Source organism: Algoriphagus vanfongensis DSM 17529 (genome assembly GCF_000429465.1).
Taxonomy (GTDB): Bacteria; Bacteroidota; Bacteroidia; order Cytophagales; family Cyclobacteriaceae; genus Algoriphagus; species Algoriphagus vanfongensis.
Genome location: NZ_AUBX01000010.1, coordinates 77844 through 99300, shown reverse-complemented (window position 1 = coordinate 99300; position 21457 = coordinate 77844). Strand labels below are relative to the sequence as shown.

Sequence of the window (21457 nt, the reverse complement as noted above, 5' to 3'; positions counted from 1 at the left end):
CGTCATGCCTTTTACATTTTCACATCCAGCAGCCATATTATCTGTAAGTAAGTCTTCAAACCGTTTGTCTCAGACAGGCTTGGTGATAGGCAGTATGGTGCCTGATTTGGAGTTTTTCTTCAAGATGAGGTTAGATGAAAATATAGGGCATACTCCTGCGGGCATTATCTTATTTGATCTTCCCGTGGCATTGCTGATGGTGGTTTTGATACATCATGTGATCAAAAAACCTCTGATCCTCGCCAGTCCACTTTGGGTGAAAGAGCGAATGATTGGCTATTTGGATCAGCCTAAGAAAGGGCTACTTCCTACTTCATTTGCGATGCTTTTGCTGTCTATTTTAATAGGGATTGGTACCCACTTGCTATTGGACGGTATGACACATTTCGATGGATGGCTTGTTTCATCTCTTCCGTTTCTGGAAGCTTCTTTTATAGGAGTTCCTGTTTACGAGTTCCTTCAGTATAGTCTCAGCGTGATCGGTTTGATTTGGGTAGGAAGTGAATTGATATGTCTGAAAAAAGTTGCTGTTACGACTTATCCAAGCAAGCGCTCCATGATATTCTGGTTGCTCGTATTGGTGGTAGCTGCTTTGGCTATTCTTATTAGGACAGTGTTTTATCCAGTGTTTATTTCCTTTTGGGATGGATTTATGATGGCCGGAGGTGCGGTTTTTTATGGAGTGCTGTTAGCTTCTTTGTGGGATATGGTGTTTTGCAAAGCTTTATGCAGTGATAGCCAAAGTGATGAATTTATCTATTCCCGAGGTAGTGATCCAAGTCTCGAAAGGAGATCCTTTTTGATAAAGCAAGATGAGTTTTTTGGAATGATTAGCCAAAGTAGAATGAAGGTGAATGAGTTCATTGATGAATCCCAGGTCGTTGTCAGTCATTCCTTTGATGTCCAAATAGACCAAGTTGACATCCCGATGGACCATGTCATCCAGTCTATTTCTCAGGATTTCGTTATGACTCCCTTTGGCTTCCCCTCTGATTTCTACTTTGAGAGCGGGTTTTTCTTGTCCAGTTATCAAAAAATCGCTGAAGTGTATTTCCATGTGCTAGAGCAATTGAAGTGTTCTATACTTACTATAGTTAAAGTTATTGGATTTTTGGGAATATTCTTTTATTCCAATTTGGTATTGGCCCAAAACACTAAGCTAGAACTGTCTCAGCGGGAAGAATACATACAAGAAGCGACTCGACTAAGAGCTGCAGGCGACTATTCTGCTGCCATTTTCCAATTGGATAATATTCTCTCAGTGAATAAAGAGGATGCGCAAATCCTGCTTTTCAAAGGAGATCTTTGTCTGCAGAATCGTGATTTTGAACAGGCAGTCGAGGTGTATTCTCAATTGATCCCACTAGAGTATGAAAAAACCATCGCTTTGATCAACCTTTCCTATGCGCTATTTATGAATAAAAAGCCTGGTAAAGCTTTGGAGTCAGCGCAAGCTGCTTGGATTCAGGATCAAAGCCATAAGGGAGCTATAGTAAACTATTTCAATGCATTTCTCTGGAATGTCAAAACTAAGGAAGCTCAATTGTTTCTGGAAGATAATGAGAGTCAGGTAGATCACGATCAGTATTTGGTGATGCAAGCCCGGCTTCATACTACCTCCGGAAATTACTCCGAGGGATTGTCTTACTATGATACGCTGGTGCAGGAATATCCAGATCCTGCCTACATTCAGGAATATGCGGAGGTCTTGATCGGCAAAAAACAATGGGAGAAATCCGGCGAGTTGGTTCACCGATATGGGGATAATATATCTACCTCTCAAAAGCAACTACTAGAGGAGAAACTGGCCACAGGGGACTTGCAAACTGTGGGACTAAGTGCAGGATATTTCTCCGATGTGGCTAGCAATACAAGAACAGAACAGTCGGTTTTTTGGCAAAACCAATCCAATGCTGCCTTGCAAGTGGGGGTCAGACTGGGTGCTAGTCAAGTGCGCGCTCCTGAAAATCAAGTCACCAAATCCAACTTTGTGTCTGCATCCATCAGCCGAAAGTGGTCTCCTGCTTGGGAAAGTGCTGCAGAGGTGGTAGTACAGAAAGTGTCGCCAGAGACAGGGGATTCTTTCACTGGGGTCACGGGGAAAGTTGAGACAAAGTATCAGCCGCATGATCGTCGGATGGTAGGAGTTACCTATAGCTCAGACATTCTCAATTTTACAGCAGATTTGCTTGGCAAGGATATCCGAATTCAAAATTTGGGGTATGTGACTCATATCATGTTTGATGGCAAGACAGGGTTTTACTCCCAGGGAAGTTATGGGATGCTCAATGATGAAAATTCCAGAATACAGTTTTTTGGTTCTATTTATAGATTATTGAGAACAGAGCCTACCTTGAAGACAGGCATTAATTTTTCTGCCTTAGCTTATGCCGATTCAGAGACTGATTTATACTTTGCTCCCGAGCAGTTTCTGAGCACGGAGGTATTTGTAGATTACAGCACGCCGTTGCCATTGATCTCTAAGTTGGCTTTAAAACTCCAAGTTGCCGGGGGAATGCAGCAGATTGAAAAGCAAAGTTGGGACCCGACCTTGCGGGGTCAAGCTGAAATAAATTATCGGGTTCATGGGTTCGATTTTGGACTAAATGCGCAGTGGAGCAACGTGGCAGCTACCTCTGGAACTGGCTACAAGTTTCACTACCTTACCTTGAATGTGCTGAGGAAATTCTAAGACCTTTCCAAATAGGATTGAAGGAATGATTGATTTTTTAGAAACTCTTGAAATGAATTCCATTCACAAAATTCTGTTTTCTCAATTAAAGGAGAATGTAGTAGATTGGCTATTCTTTTTACTCAGCCCTTCTAACGTACTTATTGAGTGTCTCTAGTCTCCATCTTTCTGATAGCCCTTCTCTATCAGTCTCCCACCTCTGACTCCAATCCTCGGCTTCAGCTTTTAGAGCAGATTCGTACTTCATCCAATGATTCGAGCAAATCTGCATTGCTCTTGGATTTGGCCAAAAGCTACTATGCCCAAAATCAAGATACAGCATTGGAGCTGTCACGTCAAAGCTTGGAGCTTTCTACCAAGTTGGACTTGCCAGGACTTCAGGCCTCTGCCTACAACTTGATCGGAGTGTGCTATTTGATCCAAAGTGAATATGAAATGGCGCTTGAGTCGCATTTTGATGCGCTCAAAATCCGTGAAAGTCTTGGGGATTCGGTGGGGGTCATGGAGTCTTACCTCAATTTGGGCAATATTTATTATCGATTGAGCAAGCTGCCTCTGGCGGTAGAGCAGTATAAGATTTCACTGGACATCGCAAAAGCACTCGGGCATGAGCGGGGGATGAGTTTGCTCTATAATAACTTGGGGAGCTACTATCGGGATGCCTGGCAATCCTTTCAGCAAGAAGAGGATTTTGCGCAGGCAAAGGATTACTTGGAAAAATCACTGGTTTTGAAAGAGAAATTTGGTGATGAAGGAGGACAGGTGCAAACCTTGATTCAGCTTTCTGATTTGTATGAAACTGAAGGCGATCTGCGGAAATCTTCCCAACTAATCACCAAATCATTAGCTCTAAGTAGGAAGAATCAAAATGTGGAAGGGATCTTGTCAGGCCTAAACCGACTTGCCAGATATCAAAGAGAGCTGGGACAGCAGACAGCGGCGATCCAAAGTTCGAGTGAGGCTTTCGAATTAGCCAAAGAAATCCAATCCCCTTTTCAGATAGGAATTGCAGCCAAGCAGTTGAGTGAACTCTACAAAGAGCAGGGTGATTATCAAAAAGCTTATGAGTTTCTTAAGATCGATCAGCAGAATTCAGATTCGGTTTTCAACGAAAGCAGGGAGATGATCAGGGAGGAGCTTTCTGCCAAATATGAGAATGAAAAAAAAGAGCTGGAGCTCCAAAAAATGGAACAATCCGAAGCACTCACTTCTTTAAAATTAAAACGAAATCGTGAACTGCTCTTAGGTTCAATAGCTCTGGGAATGGTGCTTGTAGTCCTTTTGTGGCTCCAATGGAAAAACAACAGAAAAATTTCCCTGACGAATCAGAAACTTTCGGAAAGTAATGCCTTGGTCCGAAAACAATCCGAAGCTTTGCTGGAGTCCAACCATTTTCGAGAGAAGCTATTTTCTATTATTTCTCATGATCTCAGAGGTCCGATATCCAGTCTCAATGGCGCTTTGAACTTGTGGAAATCCGGGGATCTTGAGGGGGATGAGATTGATTTTGTATTACAAAATGTCTCTAAAGAAACCGCCAACACGACCGGGATGCTCCAAAATATTCTCACGTGGGCTCGTACCCAGATGGATGAGAATAAAGTCGAAAATACAACGGTAGTTCTTTTTGAATTGGTAGAAGAAATCCAAAAAGTCTTCAGTGCACAGATCGAACAAAAGAAGATTCATTTTCACAATGAAGTTCCACCAAATTTTGTGATACAAATAGATAAAGATAGGTTGACTTTGATCATTCGAAATTTGATTTCCAATGCATTGAAGTTCACCGACGAATACGGAACTGTCAACGTTCAAGTAGACGGACAGCATGTGATAATCCGTGATACGGGTATGGGGATGGATGAGAGGCAGCTGCAGCAAGTTTTCTCAAAAAAACTCTCGACTCCGGGCACACAGGGAGAGAGGGGTAGTGGGATCGGGCTTCTTCTGACCAAAGATTTTGCGGATAGTATCGGAGTGAAAATGAAGGTGGAGAGCCATCCTGGAGAGGGAACAGAGTTCAGATTGACATTGCCCCCAACTCTTAATCCGTAACTATCCTTGTGGAAGTATGTCGTTCAAATCTACTAAATCACAGAAAATGGACTAAAATATATTTCACTTGATATCAGTGGTTTAAGGCTGAGTGAGTGAATTTTTTGATTTATTTAAATAGATTAATTCTAAATAAACTAATTTTGCGACTCATTCAGAGTCATGCGAAGTTTCTATTTTCTAATAATTGCCCTACTAATCACGACCACAACTTTTGCTCAGAAAGTAGTTTTGAAAGGTTCTGTGATCGATGTGTCCACAAAAGAAGCGCTGCCTTTTGTGACCATCAGAGTGGGTGAAAATGCCTTTACTATTTCTGATGAAACTGGGAATTTCACTATTTCCTTGCCCAATGGAGAGTGGAATGGAGTCATTTTGACGGCAACTTTTGTGGGCAAGTCTCCTCGAAAAATAGCTTTAAAAGAAGAGGATTTCACATCCGGAAAGGGCCTGATCATCTACATGGAGGACAATGATCTCTTTATGGATGAAGTCACCGTTTCGGCAGTGCGAGATGAAGAAAATGTCTCGGCATCGGCTTTCAAGCTAGATCGGACGACAATCGAACAATCTCAATCAAACAGTTTGGGAGAGTTGCTCAAGCTGATCCCCGGGCAAACGATCACCAATCCTCAGCTGCAAGGTGCGCAAACCATTAACTTCAGAGGATCTCTTTCTTCTCAGCAGTCCTTGAACAATGCTTTTGGTATAGGTCTCGTGATCAATGGAAATGCTGTGGACAACAACAGCAATATGCAAGGCCTAAGCCCAACTACTGCCGGGATTTTTCGGTCTTTTGGCTCGACTAGCTTTGGGTCCAATAACTACGCAACCGGAGACAATGCAGGCGGAGGTTTTGATTTGAGGCAAATCCCAGTCGGTAACATCGAAAAAGTGGAGGTGATCCAAGGGGTAGCTTCTGCGCAGTATGGCGACATCTCAGACGGAGCCATCATCATCGAAACTGCTGCCGGAAAATCTCCTCTCAATTTCAACGTTCGTCAAGGAGCTGGCAATACCAATCTGAGCTTGTCCAAAGGTATCCAAGTCAATGAAAAACAATCGTTTTTCTTCAATCTGGACTATCTCAATAGCAATCCTGACCGGCGGGACAAAATCAAATCTTACAACAGAATCGCCGCTTCCGTACTCTGGGATCAATATTTCGGAGAAAATAAGCAGATCAAAAACTCACTCAATTTGAGTTTCAATACCAATCTGGATGATTTTAAAATCGATCCTGATTTTGGGACAGAAAAGAAAGTTTACTACCAAAATACCAGCCTTTCGCTATCCAATAGGACCTCTTTTTATCTCAAGTCCAAATTGGCGGATGATATGCGGGTTTCTTTTGGAGCAAGTGTGGGAAAGAGCCTTTCTTACTTGGATCAATTCGTCAATCCGGGCGTGCTTCCTGTCACAGCGGCTACAGAGGCAGGGGTGAATATTGGGACATTCCATCCAAGCTCCTATCGGTCAGAAAGAAGAATCAAAGGGTTACCGGTCAATTTTTCCATCAACACCAATTTTCACAAAGCTTTTAAGGCTTCACAACTCAGCCATACAGTCGCTTATGGTCTTAATCTGAAGTACAACGGTAATTTTGGAGATGGGAGAGTTTTTGACCCCATGAGGCCGATGAGGTTTGCTGGAGCCAGCACCAACGAACGTCCCATGAGCTACAAAGAGATCAGTCCAGAACTGTGGCAATTCGGAGCTTTTGTAGAGGATCGAATGAGTGGGAGAATTTGGGATAAGCAGTTTAACCTCAGCTTGGGAGTGAGGGGAGATGTTCAGCTATCCAAACTGAATCTTTCTCCAAGAATAAACGGAAGGTTGGCGCTCAAAGAAAATCTCAATCTTACGATGGCTTACGGATTGGCCTTCAAAGCTCCCGGTTTGGTGCATTTATATCCTGGGCCCCAATACGAGGATTTTACCTTGCTCAATTATTTCAATGGGCTGGAAAGCGAAAGCCTGTATTTGGTCTATACCCACTTGGTACCCAATGCTGCGACGGGTCTGAAATCGATGCGATCTGATACCAAAGAGTTGGGGATGAATACCACTTTCGGTCAATTTAATCTCAGTCTGACAGCCTTTCAAAAAAGTATCCGTGACGGATTTTCGATCAATAGTAACATGCAAAGGATTGAGTTGCCAGACTATGAGATAGTAGAGGTACGGGAAGGGCAGAAACCAATCTTTCAAAGAACCGGGACTTTTAGTCCTGTCTTGATGACCGAGCGAGAGGTGAGCAATTCCGCTTTTAATGACAATATGGGTTTGGAGATGATCTTTTCGGTCAAAACCATCCAATCCATACGCACCTCATTCCAGCTGAACCTTTCTTGGTACCAATCTGAGTCCTATATGGATCGGGAAACGTTGACAAAGAAACCGAATTGGCAGGAAACAGATGAGATCTGGTATGGTGTCTATGACCATACCAAAAGCAGGTCTGGAAACTCGACCGGTTTGCTGACGATCAACCATCATTTATCTCGGCTTGGATTGCTGTTTACCATTCGCTCGCAAGCCTTTATCACCACTTACACCAGAAGTTTTGATGCTTCCAACCAGGCAATAGCCTATTTGGATTCCAATCTTATCCGTCATGAAATCCCCGAGTCTGAACGGGACTCCCCAGACTATGCGGTCATCAATCGGGAGCCTTCCGAAGGGGAATTTTACAGAAAGCCGGACTTTGTTTACTTCAATTTCCACATGAATCTCAGCAAGAATCTGGGCAAAGATGTACGCTTCAGCTTCTTCGCAAATAACTTCCTTAATATCCGACCAGAGGTGATCAATACGGAAGGATTAGTCGAACAGCTGCTCAATCAAGAACCTTATTTTGGACTAGAACTAAACTATAAACTAAAGTAAAATGACGAAAAATAACTACCTCAAAACCCTAGTCTGGATAGCCCTCGCTGTCGTTGGCTTTTCCTGCGAAGACAAAGAAGACGGACCCCGTGTACAGCCAGTGGATCTGTCTCTTCATGTGGTGTATAGTTCTGATTTCAACGGTCAATCAGCCGATGGAGTCAATGTGACCTTAACGAATGTGACTTCTCAGCAAGTCTATGATGGCATCACAGATGCCTCTGGTCAGTTGCTACTGGAAGGTGTACCATCCGGAACCTATGACATCATCGCCAGAAAATCATATACGGCTAGTGAATTTGAAGCTTTTGCAGGTGTATCCACTGATCAGGAAGAAGTCGTATTCAACGCTTCTCAGTCTGGCTTTGCGATCACTACGGCTACTTCTGCCATGACCTTGACTTTGGAATCAGGAAGAGTAGGGGATTTGGTGATCAAGCAGGTGTACAATTCTGGTTCTGATCGAGTAGAAGGAGCTTTGTTTAGAGATCAATTTGTCGAGATCTATAACAACTCCAACGATACTATTTATGTAGATGGTCTTTATGTGATGGGAGCATTGGGGAAAACCAGTGAAGGAACAGGAGCTGGTTATTTGTCCAATGGTCAATATGACTGGGCTCAATCCATCGGTATGGCAGCGACAGATGATGCCAATGAAAACTACCTTTATGCAAAATGGATCTATCAATTCCCAGGAACAGGAGAGGATTATCCAGTGTATCCGGGCAAAAGTATCATCGTAGCCCAGACGGCTGTCAATCACAAAGCACCGTTTACAGGAAACAAAGGGGAGGCTGTCACAGTCATCAATCCTGACCTGACCGTAGATTTGAGCGGAGCTGATTTTGAAGTGTACTTGGCAGAAGACGGTGGCTCTCCATTGGAGTCGGATATCAACAATCCGGATGTGCCAAATATGAACAATATCTTTTCCTTTGGCCGTGACTTTATTTTGGATAATCCAGGTCGTGAGGCAGTGGCGATTTTCAGAAGTGAGACTGATGTATTGTCTTTCCCTGCTTATGCTACCCCTAATGTCACAGAGATCAAATCTACTACCAAGCTTTACTTCCAGATTCCTGCTGATTTGATCTTGGATGCAGTAGAAATCCAGCCATCACCGACGAATCAGGTTCCAAGAAAACTAGCAACCTCACTGGATGCTACCTATACCTATGTGCCTGGAGGATCTTATTCTTCCCAGTCTGTGATCCGCAAAACTTCCAAGACTTTCGGTGACCGAGTGGTACTCATGGATACCAATAATTCTGAGGCAGACTTTGGCTACTTTGAAGTGGCAAATCCACGAGGCTTCTTACAGTAATAAAAGCAAGATTTCATGCGATTAATCGCCCTTATTACCATCTTATGTAGTATAAATTTGACTGGGCTGATGGCCCAGTCAAATTTTGATTCCAGTCTGGTTTCCATTCAGACCAAAAATGAATTGTTTCGATTTAGTCAGACTCCGGTGAGAGGGTACTTTCAGCAGTATGATTTTGGATTTAGCGGAGCCAGCTTCTCTTCGATGAACAATGGAGAAATCAAAACTCCGCAGACTCCTCAAAAGCAACAGGAATATCAATTTTTTAGTCAAGGAAGAAGAACATGGAATGAGTGGTATCTGTCTGGGGCATTTTCTTATACCAAGCAAATACAAGACAGTATAGGCTGGAAGCAAGTGAGGGAGATTAGCAGCAATCCGTATTACTTCGGGAATATCCAGCCTGGAAATTGGAATAATGACTTGTTTGATGCTCAGGTAGCTATCACAAGACCGATTTGGTCCCAACGTCTTTTGGTCAGCATAGGTGCTGATTATCAATTGGAAAACCTGGTTCGTACCAATGATCCCCGACCTACAATAGATTATTACAATCTGGAACTGACAGGACAGCTTTCTTTCGAAATTTTACCTGAAATATACCTGTATGGCTTGATCTCGCGTGCCAGCAGCTCAGAAAAGGGAGGAATCAAAAACTACAATGCTTCCAATGATAGCTATGGTCAGCTGGAGTACAACCTTTACACGCTGATGGGATTGGGAAGCTATAACCTGCAGCAGAAGAGAAGCTACAACCAAGACCGGACAGCTACTACTGTTGGAGGAGGAGTGATAGGAGGAATAGGGGCGTTTCGATTTTCAAATGAAATTCAGGTAAGCAATTCGACTGAAAATTTCATTCGTAAAAATAGCGATGGCGACGAGTGGATCGGAGAATATTTCCTACAAACCATTCGCAATGATTTATTTATACACTATTCTTCCCCAGAATATCTGATTCAGTTGCTATCAGGTATCCAGCTAGATCAGGGTGATGATTTTAATTACCTCTTTCAGGGATTAAACTATGACTATCAGCATAGCCTGATCACTGCTGACTTGATCTTTTCCAGAAATTCTTCAAAGAAATGGCAATGGGGAGCTGGCGTAGATTATACTACGCTGAGCAAGGAAGATTACAATGCTTCTCACTTTGTCTCTTATGAGACTGTCAAAGGAAGGCTGTATTCCCAGGTAGCTTTGAAGCTAAAGGCTGGATGGCAAATCAGTCCCCAGATGGGTTTAGGTTTTCAAAAATCTCTTGACCAAGAGTTGATCATCGGAGCCAATCAGGAGAATGACTATACCCGGATGGTATTATATCCGGAGTATTACTTACAATTGATCTCTCGGGCAGAAGTAGACGCGCGCGTAGATTTGAACAAAAAGTTTTCAAAGTTCCAGCTCAATCCCTATTTCGGGTTCAACCAATCTTTGGCGGTAGGAGAGCTTCCGGCTTTCTGGGAAAGTAAGTCCAAGGATTTGTTTTCCGGTTTTCAAATTGGGATTAATTTTGTTCATTAAGAAGATAGTGATAAAATGAAAAAGGCAATTGCTTGGGTACTTTCCAGCGGGTTGATACTCTTTTGTGTCTCTTGGTCAGGTGTAGTGGATGGAGATCCAAAGACGATGCAGGAGCTGCGGGAGATCTATGAGGGCCCGATCGAAAATTGGCCTAAACCAGAATTGGATAGTGGTATAGCATTTCACGAACTAGGTCTATTGCCGGACAATCCCTTTCGAAATGTCGACTCACTGAAGCCTGTGATCGAATTGGGTAAAATGTTGTTTTTTGATCCAAGACTTTCATCCTCCAATCAGATCAGTTGCTCTTCCTGTCATGATCCAGAATTTAACTGGAGCAATGGTCGCTCTGTGGCTTTGGGACATGATCAGCAGGAGGGAAGGAGAAATTCTATGTCATTGGAAAACTCTTGGATGCACAAGGACTTGTTTTGGGATGGGAGAGTCGGTTCTTTGGAAGATCAGGCAGCCATGCCTATTCAGGATTCGCTGGAGATGCACAGTGATTTGGGAGATGTTGTCGAAAAAATATCAGAAATAGCAGCCTATCAGCCTTATTTCGAAGATGCATTTCCAGGTCGGTCTATCAGTCAAGAAACTATCACTTCGGCTTTGGCTTATTTTCAGCGCTCTTTGACCAGTCGGAAAAGTGATTTTGATTACTTTCTCGATGGGAAGCATGATCGGATGAGCGATCAGCAGATTCGAGGGTTGCATCTATTTCGTACCAAAGCCCGCTGTATGAATTGTCACAATGGGCCCAATTTTACGGACGAGGAATTTCACAACTTGGGATTACACTACTATGGACGTAAACTAGAAGACCTGGGACGATATAATGTGAGTCATGACCCGAAGGACATCGGCAAATTCCGTACTCCATCATTGCGAAATGTTATGGAGACGGGACCTTGGATGCATAATGGGATTTTTGACAATATGGATGGGATACTCAATATGTACAATGCCGGTATGGCTAGACCCAAACCAAGACCGGGATTGGAAAATGATCCGAATTTCCCGGTGACTTCAGACTTGTTGATCCAATTGCAATTGACTCAAGAGGAGAAGGATGACATTATCGCTTTTCTAGAGGCGATTTCAGCTCCTTCTTTTAGAATGCAACGACCTAGTATACCCAATTAAAAGATGATCGCTTGAGGTTCATTTAATCTATTAGTTGTTAACTTCTATTAAATCTTCCCGCATGTCATTTGAATAACTGGACAGTACCTTATTTTCTTTATAAATTTTATCACTAATTAAACATACATCCTATGAAACTTTTATTCGCAATTCTTTCACTCAGTTTTAGCCTATCTTATTTTCAGTTTCCTGCAGAGGATAATTTGGTAATCAAGAAGGCAGATCGAATGGAATATAATGCCACCTCGGGACTTCAAGTCATGGAGGGAAATGTCTCTTTGACCACAGACTATTTGAAGATAAAAAATGCAGACAAAGTGACTTTTAACAAGGAGACCGATGAGATTATCGTCTATGGAACTTATTCTGTTGAATTTAAGGAGAAATTAGTTTCCGATTCTACCTTGGATAAAGGAGTGCTAAAATATACTCTAGGTGAAAAAGTAGCCTACATGGGACACAAAGGAGATAAATAAGTTAGCTTGTTCATTAAGGGCTTGAAAAAGCGCCATTTTTCTCACTGCTTGAAATCACCCTTTTGGGTGATTTTTTTGATTATAAACTCTTTTTTGGAATTTCTTCCATCGAGGTAATCTTCCCAAGTCTGAGGTACAGTGAAATCAGGCAATACTCCTCTACCTTTCTCTAGCGGCGTGACTTGGAGTTGAAAGTGCACCGTTGGGATTTCTACTTCAATTTTAGAGTGAGGCAAAACGACATATTCGGAGTATCCGCTGACATTGCCTTCATATGCTCCGCCTACTTCTTCCCCGATGAATATTCCACGCTCAGTCATGCGAATCATACTGGCAAATTCCGCTCCACCGGAAAAAGTCTTTCCACTGGTCAAAACGTACAATTTCCCCGAGTAAATATCCTCAGGAAGAGGACGTTGATAGCCTAGATCAGAATAGTAATCGCTGAACAATGTGAACTCTCCGCGTTTTGCAATTTCACCTTCCAAAACCCACTTGTCCTCTCTGTAGAAAGGATCGGATTCATTTTTATGATAGGGTTTCGGTAGCATAGTTACCTGCCTATATTTTTGGATCACCTCTGGATAGAGGTAGCTGAAAAGGAGGTTTTCATTTCCCTCTGTTCCCCCTCCATTGGCTTGGATATCAAGGATCAAATGCTTGATCTGTAAAGAGTCTATTCTTCTGAAACTGGTTTGATAGAATTGCTCGTAATCGAGTTCGTCTTCTCCAAAACTAGGGATACTCAGGTAGGCAATAAAGTCATTGATTTGTTCAAATTTAAACTTATTGTACTCTAGAGAGATGGATTGCAGCGTTGCGTTTTTTCGCTTGAATCGGGTAAATCGGATAGGGTCAATAGTGGCAGCTACAGGCTGGCTAGCTCCCGACTCTTCCAAGACTATGTTGAAATGCTTTTCAGTACCATAATGCAGTCGGTAAAGCAGTGAGAAGTTTGTTCCTCCTATCCATTCCCGTTTGGAAGTTTCATTAATTCCATCGGTGGGGATTAGAGGGTAGAGCTCCTTTAAGATTTGATCGATTGGCCGGTCATTGATCGTCAGGATTTTTAGACCATTTTTGAGTGCTTCGTTTTCCTTACCATAGTGCTGAGTGAGGATCAATTTTTCGTCCATGACTCTTACAGTGAAGGGGAGAAAGGACTTGGAAAGACCAATTTTGAACATTTCCTTTTTGGGAAGCTCCATCGATGTATGTCCTTCGTTGGTCAGTCCTATGACAAACCAAAGTTTTTCAAAGAATTCCAATCGCGTCAGTGGAGTGTCTAAGGTGCCTCTGATGCTATCCAATAGACGATCTGTTTCTTCTTGATCTAGGTATTCATAGAGTCCTTGATGCTGTAGCTTGAGTTCGGAAAGGAGGTAATCATAGTCTTCCTGCAATTTGGTGGGACTTAGCTTGTGCTGTGCAAAAAGCTGAGTAGCGAAAAAACTTAGAATCAGAAAAAGTAAAAATTTTGGTAATGACATGGGCTTGGGAAATTCTCTGTAAGTCTAAAACTGAAGGTTAATTGGGGCAGGTACTGGAATCCTTTTGACTGGATCTCGTTTGTATTTTCCTTGCAAGATAAGATCTGAATGAATTTATCTGTTAAATCACTTCGAATTTAGTTAATAGCTTTGCTAGAAAAGTATTGGAGTGCTGAGAATCACTCCAGTTAGTAGAAGCGAGAAAATGCAATTTCTATGCATCTAGTCATGAAAGTGATTGGGAGATTGTAGTTATGCCTCACTTTTTGAAATATCTTTAGCTATGGAAAATTCAGAAATAGGGATCGATCTAGGAGGTACCAAAGTCTTATTAGTCGCTGGAGCTAATCAATCTAAACATCCAACTGGAAAGTCTTTTACACCAGACATGCTCAAATCTTTGTTAGAAGCATTTATCCTGGAGCATCAACTTGAGCCAGAATTGATAGGGATAGCAGTTCCTGGATTGATTCATGGAAATAGCGTGGCTGACTGCGATGTGCTTCCTGAGTTTAAGGGCTGGGATCCTGAAAACGAATGGAAAGCTATAGCCTGCCCGATAGGTTTGTGCAATGATGTGAAAGCTGCTCTTTACGGAGAGTTTCCTGCCATTTCTCCTGACTTCTCCGGAGGGATCATTATGGTAGGTACAGCTATCGGAGCATCTTTTATCTCAAATGGTTCTGAAATCAAAGGAAAAGACGGGTGGGCTGGCGAATTTGGATATTTTCCTATACATACCAAGGATGGCATCAAACGACTGGATGAGCTATCTGGTGGTCAATATCTTGCTGATAGCTTGGGAATTAGTTCGTCCGAGATGGCTGAGAAGGCTATAGCTGGTGATGTGAAAGTACTTCGACACATTGAGACCGGAGGATATTTTTTAGGAGTGGCTATTGCTGGTATCATCAATTTTTTGAATCCGGATGTCATAGCGATAGGAGGAGGTACAGTGAAGTTGCCCGGATATTGGGAGGCCGTTCTGAAAGCAGTCAAAGAACATGTGATTCCAATCTTTTGGGAAGAAGGAATGATTCGTAAAGCAGGCACTGGAGATCAGGTAGCGGCTTTGGGAGCTTTGAACCGTGCCAGGTCGCTTTCGTGAAGGGAAATTGATCAGTGAGAGCATAAAAAGAAAACTCCTAAGTAAGTCACTTAGGAGTCTTTATCAGCTTGGGACACATCGACTACACGAGCTCTTTTAGTTGGCTTACTTTCATGATTTTCAACCTTAAGCTTCCTCGTGGGGTTTTCCATTGCACGATTTCACCTTCTTGATGTCCCAAGAGCGCAATAGCCAGTGGAGCAAGCACTGATATTTTCTGATTTTTGATTTGGGCATCTTCAGGATGGACTAGTATTAGTTTATTTTTGATGGAAGAATTGAGGTCGAACAATTCCACTTGGCTTCCAAGTCCGATTGTCTCTGAAGGGTAGTTTTTTTCTTTTACAATTCGACTGTTCTTGATTTTTTCTTCAATCTGTAGTTTTTCATTGATTGGTATTCTTATAGTGGAGTTGTTTAGCAAGGTTTTGATAGTCAGATAATCTGTGTCTTTTATGATCGGTTTCATAGATATTCTCTTTTTGTGAATAGGATATAGTAGTCCAGCCACTCAGGGTGGACGGAGGTCGATTGACCCAAGGCCTTCTTGATAGAAAGGAATGCTCTCCTGCTCTTACTGAGAGGAGAGCAGCGTGATAAAGGCCTTATTGCAAGAGAATAAAAGGATATAGGTTTTCCCGCCTCTGAAAATAGAAGATCGAATCGCTGTAGCTGTGGTGTGGATAAGACTCATAGGGAAAAAGCTTGGCCTATAAAGGATTATCCTATGGATGGGATATGAGGGAGGAATTTTTTGCCGAAACTTCCCATGTACTCACATGATCCAACGACCATTTCACTCCAGTAGATCTGGCTGAAAAGAAGATGGGATATGGAAGAATTGAAAAGCACTATGAAAAGTTTCGTTTTAAGTTCTTACGAGCTAAATGGTGGAAGGTTTTATTGACTTCTGAGTGTGGCTGACAGAATCAATGTTTGAGAATTTTCTGTCTTTCATAGACAAATTCCTTGAGTTAACTTAGTGCCATGTCAAATGTTGGATTAATCATAGCCGAGAGAGCAACTGATCTGGGTAACTTTTTAGTAGGTAGACTTTTGCCCTTTAGACAAAAACGATCTGTAGGGCCCTTTGTATTTATAGATCATATGGGACCCGTGAAGATGTCCGAAAGGCAAAATTTAGATATTTTGCCTCACCCACATATAGGCCTTTCCACCCTTACTTATCTCTTTGAAGGGGCAATAATGCACCGTGATAGTATAGGAACCGAAATGGAGATTAGGCCTGGAGCTGTCAATTGGATGACTGCGGGCAAAGGAGTCGTGCATTCAGAGAGAACTCCGGATCGTTTGAGACACTCAGACAAGAGTCTGCATGGCTTGCAGATATGGGTGGCATTGCCAAAAGAGCTTGAGCGATGTGAGCCTTCCTTTTTCCATGTGTCCAAAGAAGATATTCCTGCCTGGGAGGAAGATGGGCTGAAGATCAAGCTCGTCGCAGGAGAAGTTTTTGGTAAAAAATCGCCTGTACCGGTCCATAGTCAGCTTTACTTTTTGGAAATCAAAAGTGAGGCTCAGGCTGTTGTGAAATTGGGCAAGCATTTATATGGGGAAAGCGGTCTTTACATCTTGGAAGGAGAGATCATCGACGGAGGCGAGCGCCATGGCTCTAAGCAGCTGTTAATCGCCAAGAACAGTCAGCTTTGTGAGTTCGAAATGGCAGCAAATTCCACAGTTTATATTTTTGGAGGAGAGAGGTTTCCAGAAGAGCGCTTTATAGACTGGAATTTTGTCTCATCAGATAAAGCACTGATAGAAAAGGCAAAATCAGATTGGGAACAGCAGAATTTTCCCAACGTTCCAGGTGAATCAGACTTTGTGCCCTATCCTACAAGGAAATAATTCAGCGGAGAAGTTTGAATAGGGATTGTACATTACAACTATTCATCAAGGCTAGGGGTATACCTCAGCCTTTTTTTACACAGATGAAAAAACATCAATGATTAAACTTTTTAAATCACATTCCCTGTTGACTCATCAACAAGACCGATCAACAATATGGAATTAGGAATCAGCACCTTCGCCGAGCTTACCCCAGACCCTCAGTTGGGGACGACACTCACTCCACAGCAGCGCATGAAAAATCTGATGGAGGAAATCAAGCTTTCTGATCAAATAGGCTTGGATGTCTATGCTATCGGAGAGCATCACAGGCCAGACTTTGTGGTGTCATCACCCGCGACTGTCCTGGCAGCTGCCGCAGTAGTCACCAAGCAAATCAAACTATCCAGTGCCGTAACTGTACTGGGTTCGGAAGATCCAGTCAGGGTATTTCAGCAGTTTGCTCATGTGGATCTTTTGTCGGAGGGACGTGCCGAAATTATGGCTGGTCGTGGATCCTTTATTGAGTCGTTTCCACTTTTTGGACAGGAGCTGGAGTTGTATGATGAGATTTTTGCAGAGAAACTGGAATTACTACTACAACTGAATCAGACCGAGAAAATAAACTGGAGAGGGAAATATAGACCTTCGATTCCAAATAGAGGAGTATATCCACGTCCATTTCAACCCGAAATACCGGTATGGTTGGCAGTGGGGGGGACTCCTCAGTCAGTGGTCCGAGCAGCTGAAAAAGGAATGCCGTTGGCATTGGCGATCATTGGAGGCAATCCTGAGAGGTTTACCTATTTTACGGACCTCTATCGAAAAGCCTGGGTAGAGCAAGGTAGAGATCTCGATGCGATACAGATAGCGGTTCATTCCCATGGTTTTATTGGAGAAAACTCACAGCAGGCCGCAGATGACTTTTATGGCCCTTATGCCTGGGTAATGACTCAGCTGGGGAAGGAGAGAGGCTGGCCTCCTATGAGCAAAAATCAATACGATGCAATGCGTTCTCCAGAAGGATCCTTGGTTTTGGGAAGTCCTCAGGAAGTGATCGATAAGATCCTGATGCAGCAAGAAATGATGGGCTTGACACGGTATCTACTTCATCTCAGTGTAGGGACGATGCCGCATGATAAATTAATGAAGGCGATCGAGCTTTATGGTGATGTAGTCGCACCGGCAGTGAGGAAAGCATTGGCGAAATAGTGGAATATACTCCCAGTCTGGATCAAATGCATCTGCCAAATATACCGCTGAAGTGCCTCATTCCTCTGGTTTGAGGATGGCAGGACTTTGGTAAGTATAGTTCCTATCGACAACCAAAAAACATGAGTTATGCCTTATTTGAAACATGAAAACGGAAATGAAAAAGTCAGGATATATTATCAAGATTACGGAAAAGGTGACCCTGTCATTTTGATCCACGGCTGGCCACTCAGTCATCAAGCTTGGGAAGGTCAGATAGCTACTCTTCTGGATGAAGGGTATAGAGTCATAGCCTATGACCGAAGAGGTTTTGGGCGGTCTTCTCAGCCTTTAGAAGGGTATGACTATAGCAGCTTGGCTGCCGACCTTCGGGAATTGATTTTACAGTTGGATTTACAAAAAGTAACATTGATAGGATTCAGTATGGGGGGAGGTGAAGTCGTCCGCTATTTCACAGACTACGAAGGAGACAGAGTCGTAAAAGCCGCTTTGATTGCTTCCATTATTCCACTCGTATCCCAGAAGGACGATAATCCAGACGGAGTTCCTCAAAAAGATCTTGAGGGTATTTTGAAAACTTTAAAAACCAATAGGATTGGATTTTTGAAAGGCTTTCATCAAAACTTCTACAACTATGAGGATCTCACTGACCGGGTGGGACAGGCAGACTTGGATTACGATTTTTCGATAGCCAGTCATGCTTCTCCGATAGCCACATACAAAGCTGCTGAAGCTTGGGCTTGGACTGATTTCAGGGAAGAACTAAAGCATGTAAACGTTCCCACACTGATTATTCATGGGGATGCAGATCAGATCGTACCATACAAGACCTCGGCCAAACAAGCCAGTGAAGGTATCAAAACCAATGAATATCACCTGCTATCAGGAGCTCCGCACGGATTGACTCTGACACATCGTGATGAGTTCAATAAACTCCTCTTGGAGTTTTTGAAAAAGTAACTGGAATAACAAAACCTCAGGCGATTGTCTGAGGTTTTTTGTCTAAAAGTTCTAGTTGAGGTATTGCTTTTTATATGCCAAAGGGGTCATACCAGTGATTTTATTAAAGTGCCTATAGAAATTTGATACATTATTGAATCCGCTATCGTAGCATATCACCTCGATGTGATTTTTGTCCTCGATCAGGGCACGGCATGCATTAGATATTCGTATCTCGATCAAAAATTCAAAGAAAGTTTTATTCGTCATGGTCTTGAAATACCTGCAAAAGCTTGAAACGCTGAGGTTTGCCAGAGATGCTATTTTTTCCAGACTGATCTCCTCTTTGTAGTTGGCCATGACGTAGGAGTAGATTTTATCTAGGCGCTGCATTTCTGAAATATTGGCTAAATGGCTGTGGGCATAGCCTGGAGATATTGTTTCATAATCTTTGGTAGCTGCCAGTATTTGGATGATTTTCAAAAAATGGATGACTTTTTCGAGTGGGGCCGCGTGGATCATATCTCTCAGGGTCACTTCGATTTCATTTTTCGTCTGGCCGGTGATGATCAGTCCTTTTTTTGCTTTCTCAAAGAGGGATGGGATTTCCTGTGTTTCAGGCAATTTTAGAAAGTCCTTCCCCATACAGTGGGGGAGAAACTGCAACACATACGCTTCAATTTTCAGCTTTTTTCTACTCTGAAAATATGCTTCGCTACACCTCCATGTGTGAGGCAAGTTTTCTCCCAAAAAGATCATATCACCATCAGAAAAACTACTCACCGTATCCCCAATATACTGGATCCCTTTGCCTTTGACGATGTAGTGAAGCTCCAGCTCTGGATGAAAATGCCATATCGTACCAAAATTAGGTTTGATATCATGGCGAAAACTAAAAGAACTCGTGGCTGTAGTGGGGACTTTATGAAAATGGGGTTTCATGAGGTGATTTTGGGTTTTGTTTTTTTATAGGATTTGATACAGGAATATAGGAATATATCAATAGAGGCTAATATTCTGTAAATCACAATGATAAGATAGTACAATAAATTGACAAAAAATGATAAAAGTCCATTGGTGAATTGCTTCATATTTGTTTCAGTCAATTACAAAAACCCGAAATTATATTATGTATCAGAGGAGGAAAGTCCTTTTGGCATCGAGTGGAGACCTACGGATCAAAGCAAATCAGATAGGATGGGAATTTCAATTGGAAATGGAATCCCGATTGGAGTCCGCCTTGAAAAAGTTTGGATATGCCATAGTGAGGGCTCACTATTTTGATCCGAGCAAAGGTCATGGCTTTATTGATTCGCAGAAAATGGGGATGGAAGTATTTGAAACAGTAGACCCTGACCTACCCATCATCATTGCAGAAAGTGTCTGGCAATATACCCATCATGTTCTTCCGGGACTCTATAGTCACCAAGGGCCGATTTTGACATTGGCCAATTGGAATGGCAAATCCTCTGGCTTGGTAGGCTTGTTAAATTTGAATGGGTCTTTGACGAAAGCGGGGATTTCCTACAGCACACTATGGAGTGAGACGTTTGAAGATGAGTTTTTTCTGACACATCTCGAGTCATGGTTGAAAGATGGCCATATTATCCATGATACTAGTCACTGCATTCCTTTTTCAGAAGTGAAAAGCAAAGATGACGTGCGAAATAGAGCAAAAGTCTTTGCCGAAACTTTTAAAAAGAAGAAAGCAATAATGGGGGTCTTTGATGAGGGCTGCATGGGCATGTTCAATGCCATCGTTCCAGATCATTTACTGCATCCATTGGGGATTTTTAAAGAAAGATTGAGTCAGTCAGCCCTTTACGCTGAAATGCAACTGGTCAGCGACCGAGATGCCGAAGAGGTATTGTCTTGGTTGGTAAAAAAAGGAATGAAGTTTAGCTGGGGGACACTTCCTGAAACAGAACTCACAAAAGATCAAACATTTGAGCAATGCAAGATGTATGTGGCAGCACTCCGGATTGCAGATCAATTTGGATGTGATACTATAGGAATCCAGTACCAACAAGGATTAAAAGATTTGGTTGCTGCCAGTGATTTGGTAGAGGGCTTGCTCAATAATGTGGATCGTCCGCCAGTCAAGGGAAAAAATGGAAAAGAGCTCTATTCGGGCAAATCCCTTCCTCATTTCAATGAGGTGGATGAATGTGCAGGTATAGATGCATTGCTTACAACTCGTATTTGGGAAGAAATGGGCATGTCCCCTGAAAATACCCTTCATGATATTCGGTGGGGAGAGGCTTATTCATTTGGTGATATTGAAAAGTATATTTGGGTTTTTCTCATATCAGGAGCCGCTCCCCCCGCACATTTTGTCAATGGCTATCAAGGAGCCAGTAGTGAGCGTCAACCCGCCATGTATTTTGGCAAAGGAGGAGGATCGCTTAAAGGTGTTTCCAAGCCGGGTTCCATTGTGTGGAGCAGGATTTACATAGAAAACAACCAGCTGTATTGTGATCTGGGTATTGGCGAGGTGGTTGAGCTACCCGCTTCGGAAACTCAAAGAAGATGGGACGAGACAACCTCAGAGTGGCCCATCATGCATGCATACCTGCCAGGTATCACGCGAGATCAGTTAATGGCAAAACACAAGGCCAACCATATACAAGTGGCCTATACAGATACAGAAGATAAGGCTTTTGAGGCTGCGCAACTCAAAGCTGAGGTCTTCCAAGCTCTCGGTATCAGCGTGCATTGGTGCGGTGATCAATATATCAAAGCGTAATACACCCAATT

15 protein-coding genes are annotated in these 21457 nt (G+C 42.7%); 12 read left to right on the top strand and 3 right to left on the bottom strand.

Going from position 1 to position 21457, the window contains the following annotated elements; translation table 11 throughout:
* Positions 1–4 precede the first annotated feature (4 nt).
* The 7 genes from G460_RS0105575 to G460_RS0105545 all read left to right on the top strand — a co-directional run bounded on the left by G460_RS0105575 (position 5) and on the right by G460_RS0105545 (position 12109).
* Positions 5–2692 carry a DUF4184 family protein gene (locus tag G460_RS0105575; RefSeq protein WP_026954432.1) on the top strand — a complete coding sequence of 896 codons (2688 nt, stop codon included), beginning with the start codon at positions 5–7 and terminating at the stop codon, positions 2690–2692.
* A 147-nt stretch (positions 2693–2839) separates the two neighbouring features.
* A complete protein-coding gene (locus G460_RS0105570) occupies positions 2840–4747 on the top strand; it encodes a tetratricopeptide repeat-containing sensor histidine kinase (RefSeq protein ID WP_026954431.1) in 1908 nt (635 codons plus the stop codon).
* Positions 4748–4909: 162 nt separating this feature from the next.
* Entirely contained in the window at positions 4910–7636 is a 2727-nt protein-coding gene (locus tag G460_RS0105565) for a TonB-dependent receptor (RefSeq protein WP_026954430.1), read from the top strand.
* A gap of 1 nt (position 7637) precedes the next feature.
* On the top strand, positions 7638–8963 hold the full coding sequence (locus G460_RS0105560) for a DUF4876 domain-containing protein (protein WP_026954429.1): 1326 nt from the start codon (positions 7638–7640) through the stop codon (positions 8961–8963).
* 69 nt (positions 8964–9032) lie between these two features.
* Complete coding sequence (locus tag G460_RS0105555) at positions 9033–10487, top strand: DUF6850 family outer membrane beta-barrel protein (protein WP_026954428.1); 1455 nt, start codon at positions 9033–9035, stop codon at positions 10485–10487.
* A gap of 15 nt (positions 10488–10502) precedes the next feature.
* Positions 10503–11633 carry a cytochrome-c peroxidase gene (locus tag G460_RS0105550; protein ID WP_026954427.1) on the top strand — a complete coding sequence of 377 codons (1131 nt, stop codon included), beginning with the start codon at positions 10503–10505 and terminating at the stop codon, positions 11631–11633.
* A gap of 131 nt (positions 11634–11764) precedes the next feature.
* The gene (locus G460_RS0105545) at positions 11765–12109 is read left to right on the top strand and encodes a hypothetical protein (RefSeq protein WP_026954426.1); all 345 of its coding nucleotides are present in this window, start codon (positions 11765–11767) and stop codon (positions 12107–12109) included.
* Positions 12110–12150: 41 nt separating this feature from the next.
* Here G460_RS0105545 and G460_RS0105540 read toward each other — a convergent pair whose 3' ends face one another.
* Positions 12151–13599 (bottom strand): S41 family peptidase, encoded by a 1449-nt coding sequence (locus G460_RS0105540; RefSeq protein WP_026954425.1) that lies wholly within the window; start codon positions 13597–13599, stop codon positions 12151–12153.
* Between the two features lie 283 nt (positions 13600–13882).
* Between G460_RS0105540 and G460_RS0105535 the strand changes: the two genes are divergently transcribed.
* Positions 13883–14707 (top strand): ROK family protein, encoded by an 825-nt coding sequence (locus G460_RS0105535; RefSeq protein WP_026954424.1) that lies wholly within the window; start codon positions 13883–13885, stop codon positions 14705–14707.
* Between the two features lie 82 nt (positions 14708–14789).
* On the opposite strand, the gene G460_RS0105530 is transcribed toward G460_RS0105535, so the two are convergent.
* On the bottom strand, positions 14790–15176 hold the full coding sequence (locus tag G460_RS0105530) for a GreA/GreB family elongation factor (protein WP_026954423.1): 387 nt from the start codon (positions 15174–15176) through the stop codon (positions 14790–14792).
* Positions 15177–15694: 518 nt separating this feature from the next.
* Here G460_RS0105530 and G460_RS0105525 point away from each other — a divergent pair.
* The 3 genes from G460_RS0105525 to G460_RS0105515 all read left to right on the top strand — a co-directional run bounded on the left by G460_RS0105525 (position 15695) and on the right by G460_RS0105515 (position 18721).
* Positions 15695–16570, top strand: a complete 876-nt coding sequence (locus G460_RS0105525; RefSeq protein WP_026954422.1) for a pirin family protein — start codon at positions 15695–15697, stop codon at positions 16568–16570.
* Positions 16571–16726: 156 nt separating this feature from the next.
* Entirely contained in the window at positions 16727–17761 is a 1035-nt protein-coding gene (locus G460_RS0105520) for an LLM class flavin-dependent oxidoreductase (protein ID WP_026954421.1), read from the top strand.
* 129 nt (positions 17762–17890) lie between these two features.
* Positions 17891–18721 (top strand): alpha/beta fold hydrolase, encoded by an 831-nt coding sequence (locus G460_RS0105515; protein ID WP_026954420.1) that lies wholly within the window; start codon positions 17891–17893, stop codon positions 18719–18721.
* Positions 18722–18772: 51 nt separating this feature from the next.
* Here G460_RS0105515 and G460_RS0105510 read toward each other — a convergent pair whose 3' ends face one another.
* On the bottom strand, positions 18773–19642 hold the full coding sequence (locus tag G460_RS0105510) for an AraC family transcriptional regulator (protein WP_026954419.1): 870 nt from the start codon (positions 19640–19642) through the stop codon (positions 18773–18775).
* Positions 19643–19829: 187 nt separating this feature from the next.
* On the opposite strand from G460_RS0105510, the gene G460_RS0105500 reads away from it, so the two are divergent.
* Positions 19830–21446, top strand: a complete 1617-nt coding sequence (locus tag G460_RS0105500) for a fucose isomerase (protein ID WP_026954418.1) — start codon at positions 19830–19832, stop codon at positions 21444–21446.
* Positions 21447–21457: the final 11 nt, after the last annotated feature.

Coding starts and splice junctions, on each gene's coding strand:
- G460_RS0105560 (WP_026954429.1), top strand. CDS start 7,638: ATGACGAAAAATAACTACCTCAAAACCCTAGTCTGGATAGCCCTCGCT.
- G460_RS0105545 (WP_026954426.1), top strand. CDS start 11,765: ATGAAACTTTTATTCGCAATTCTTTCACTCAGTTTTAGCCTATCTTAT.
- G460_RS0105525 (WP_026954422.1), top strand. CDS start 15,695: ATGTCAAATGTTGGATTAATCATAGCCGAGAGAGCAACTGATCTGGGT.
- G460_RS0105500 (WP_026954418.1), top strand. CDS start 19,830: ATGTATCAGAGGAGGAAAGTCCTTTTGGCATCGAGTGGAGACCTACGG.
- G460_RS0105575 (WP_026954432.1), top strand. CDS start 5: ATGCCTTTTACATTTTCACATCCAGCAGCCATATTATCTGTAAGTAAG.
- G460_RS0105535 (WP_026954424.1), top strand. CDS start 13,883: ATGGAAAATTCAGAAATAGGGATCGATCTAGGAGGTACCAAAGTCTTA.
- G460_RS0105550 (WP_026954427.1), top strand. CDS start 10,503: ATGAAAAAGGCAATTGCTTGGGTACTTTCCAGCGGGTTGATACTCTTT.
- G460_RS0105555 (WP_026954428.1), top strand. CDS start 9,033: ATGGCCCAGTCAAATTTTGATTCCAGTCTGGTTTCCATTCAGACCAAA.
- G460_RS0105540 (WP_026954425.1), bottom strand. CDS start 13,599: ATGTCATTACCAAAATTTTTACTTTTTCTGATTCTAAGTTTTTTCGCT.
- G460_RS0105510 (WP_026954419.1), bottom strand. CDS start 19,642: ATGAAACCCCATTTTCATAAAGTCCCCACTACAGCCACGAGTTCTTTT.
- G460_RS0105515 (WP_026954420.1), top strand. CDS start 17,891: ATGCCTTATTTGAAACATGAAAACGGAAATGAAAAAGTCAGGATATAT.
- G460_RS0105520 (WP_026954421.1), top strand. CDS start 16,727: ATGGAATTAGGAATCAGCACCTTCGCCGAGCTTACCCCAGACCCTCAG.
- G460_RS0105565 (WP_026954430.1), top strand. CDS start 4,910: ATGCGAAGTTTCTATTTTCTAATAATTGCCCTACTAATCACGACCACA.
- G460_RS0105530 (WP_026954423.1), bottom strand. CDS start 15,176: ATGAAACCGATCATAAAAGACACAGATTATCTGACTATCAAAACCTTG.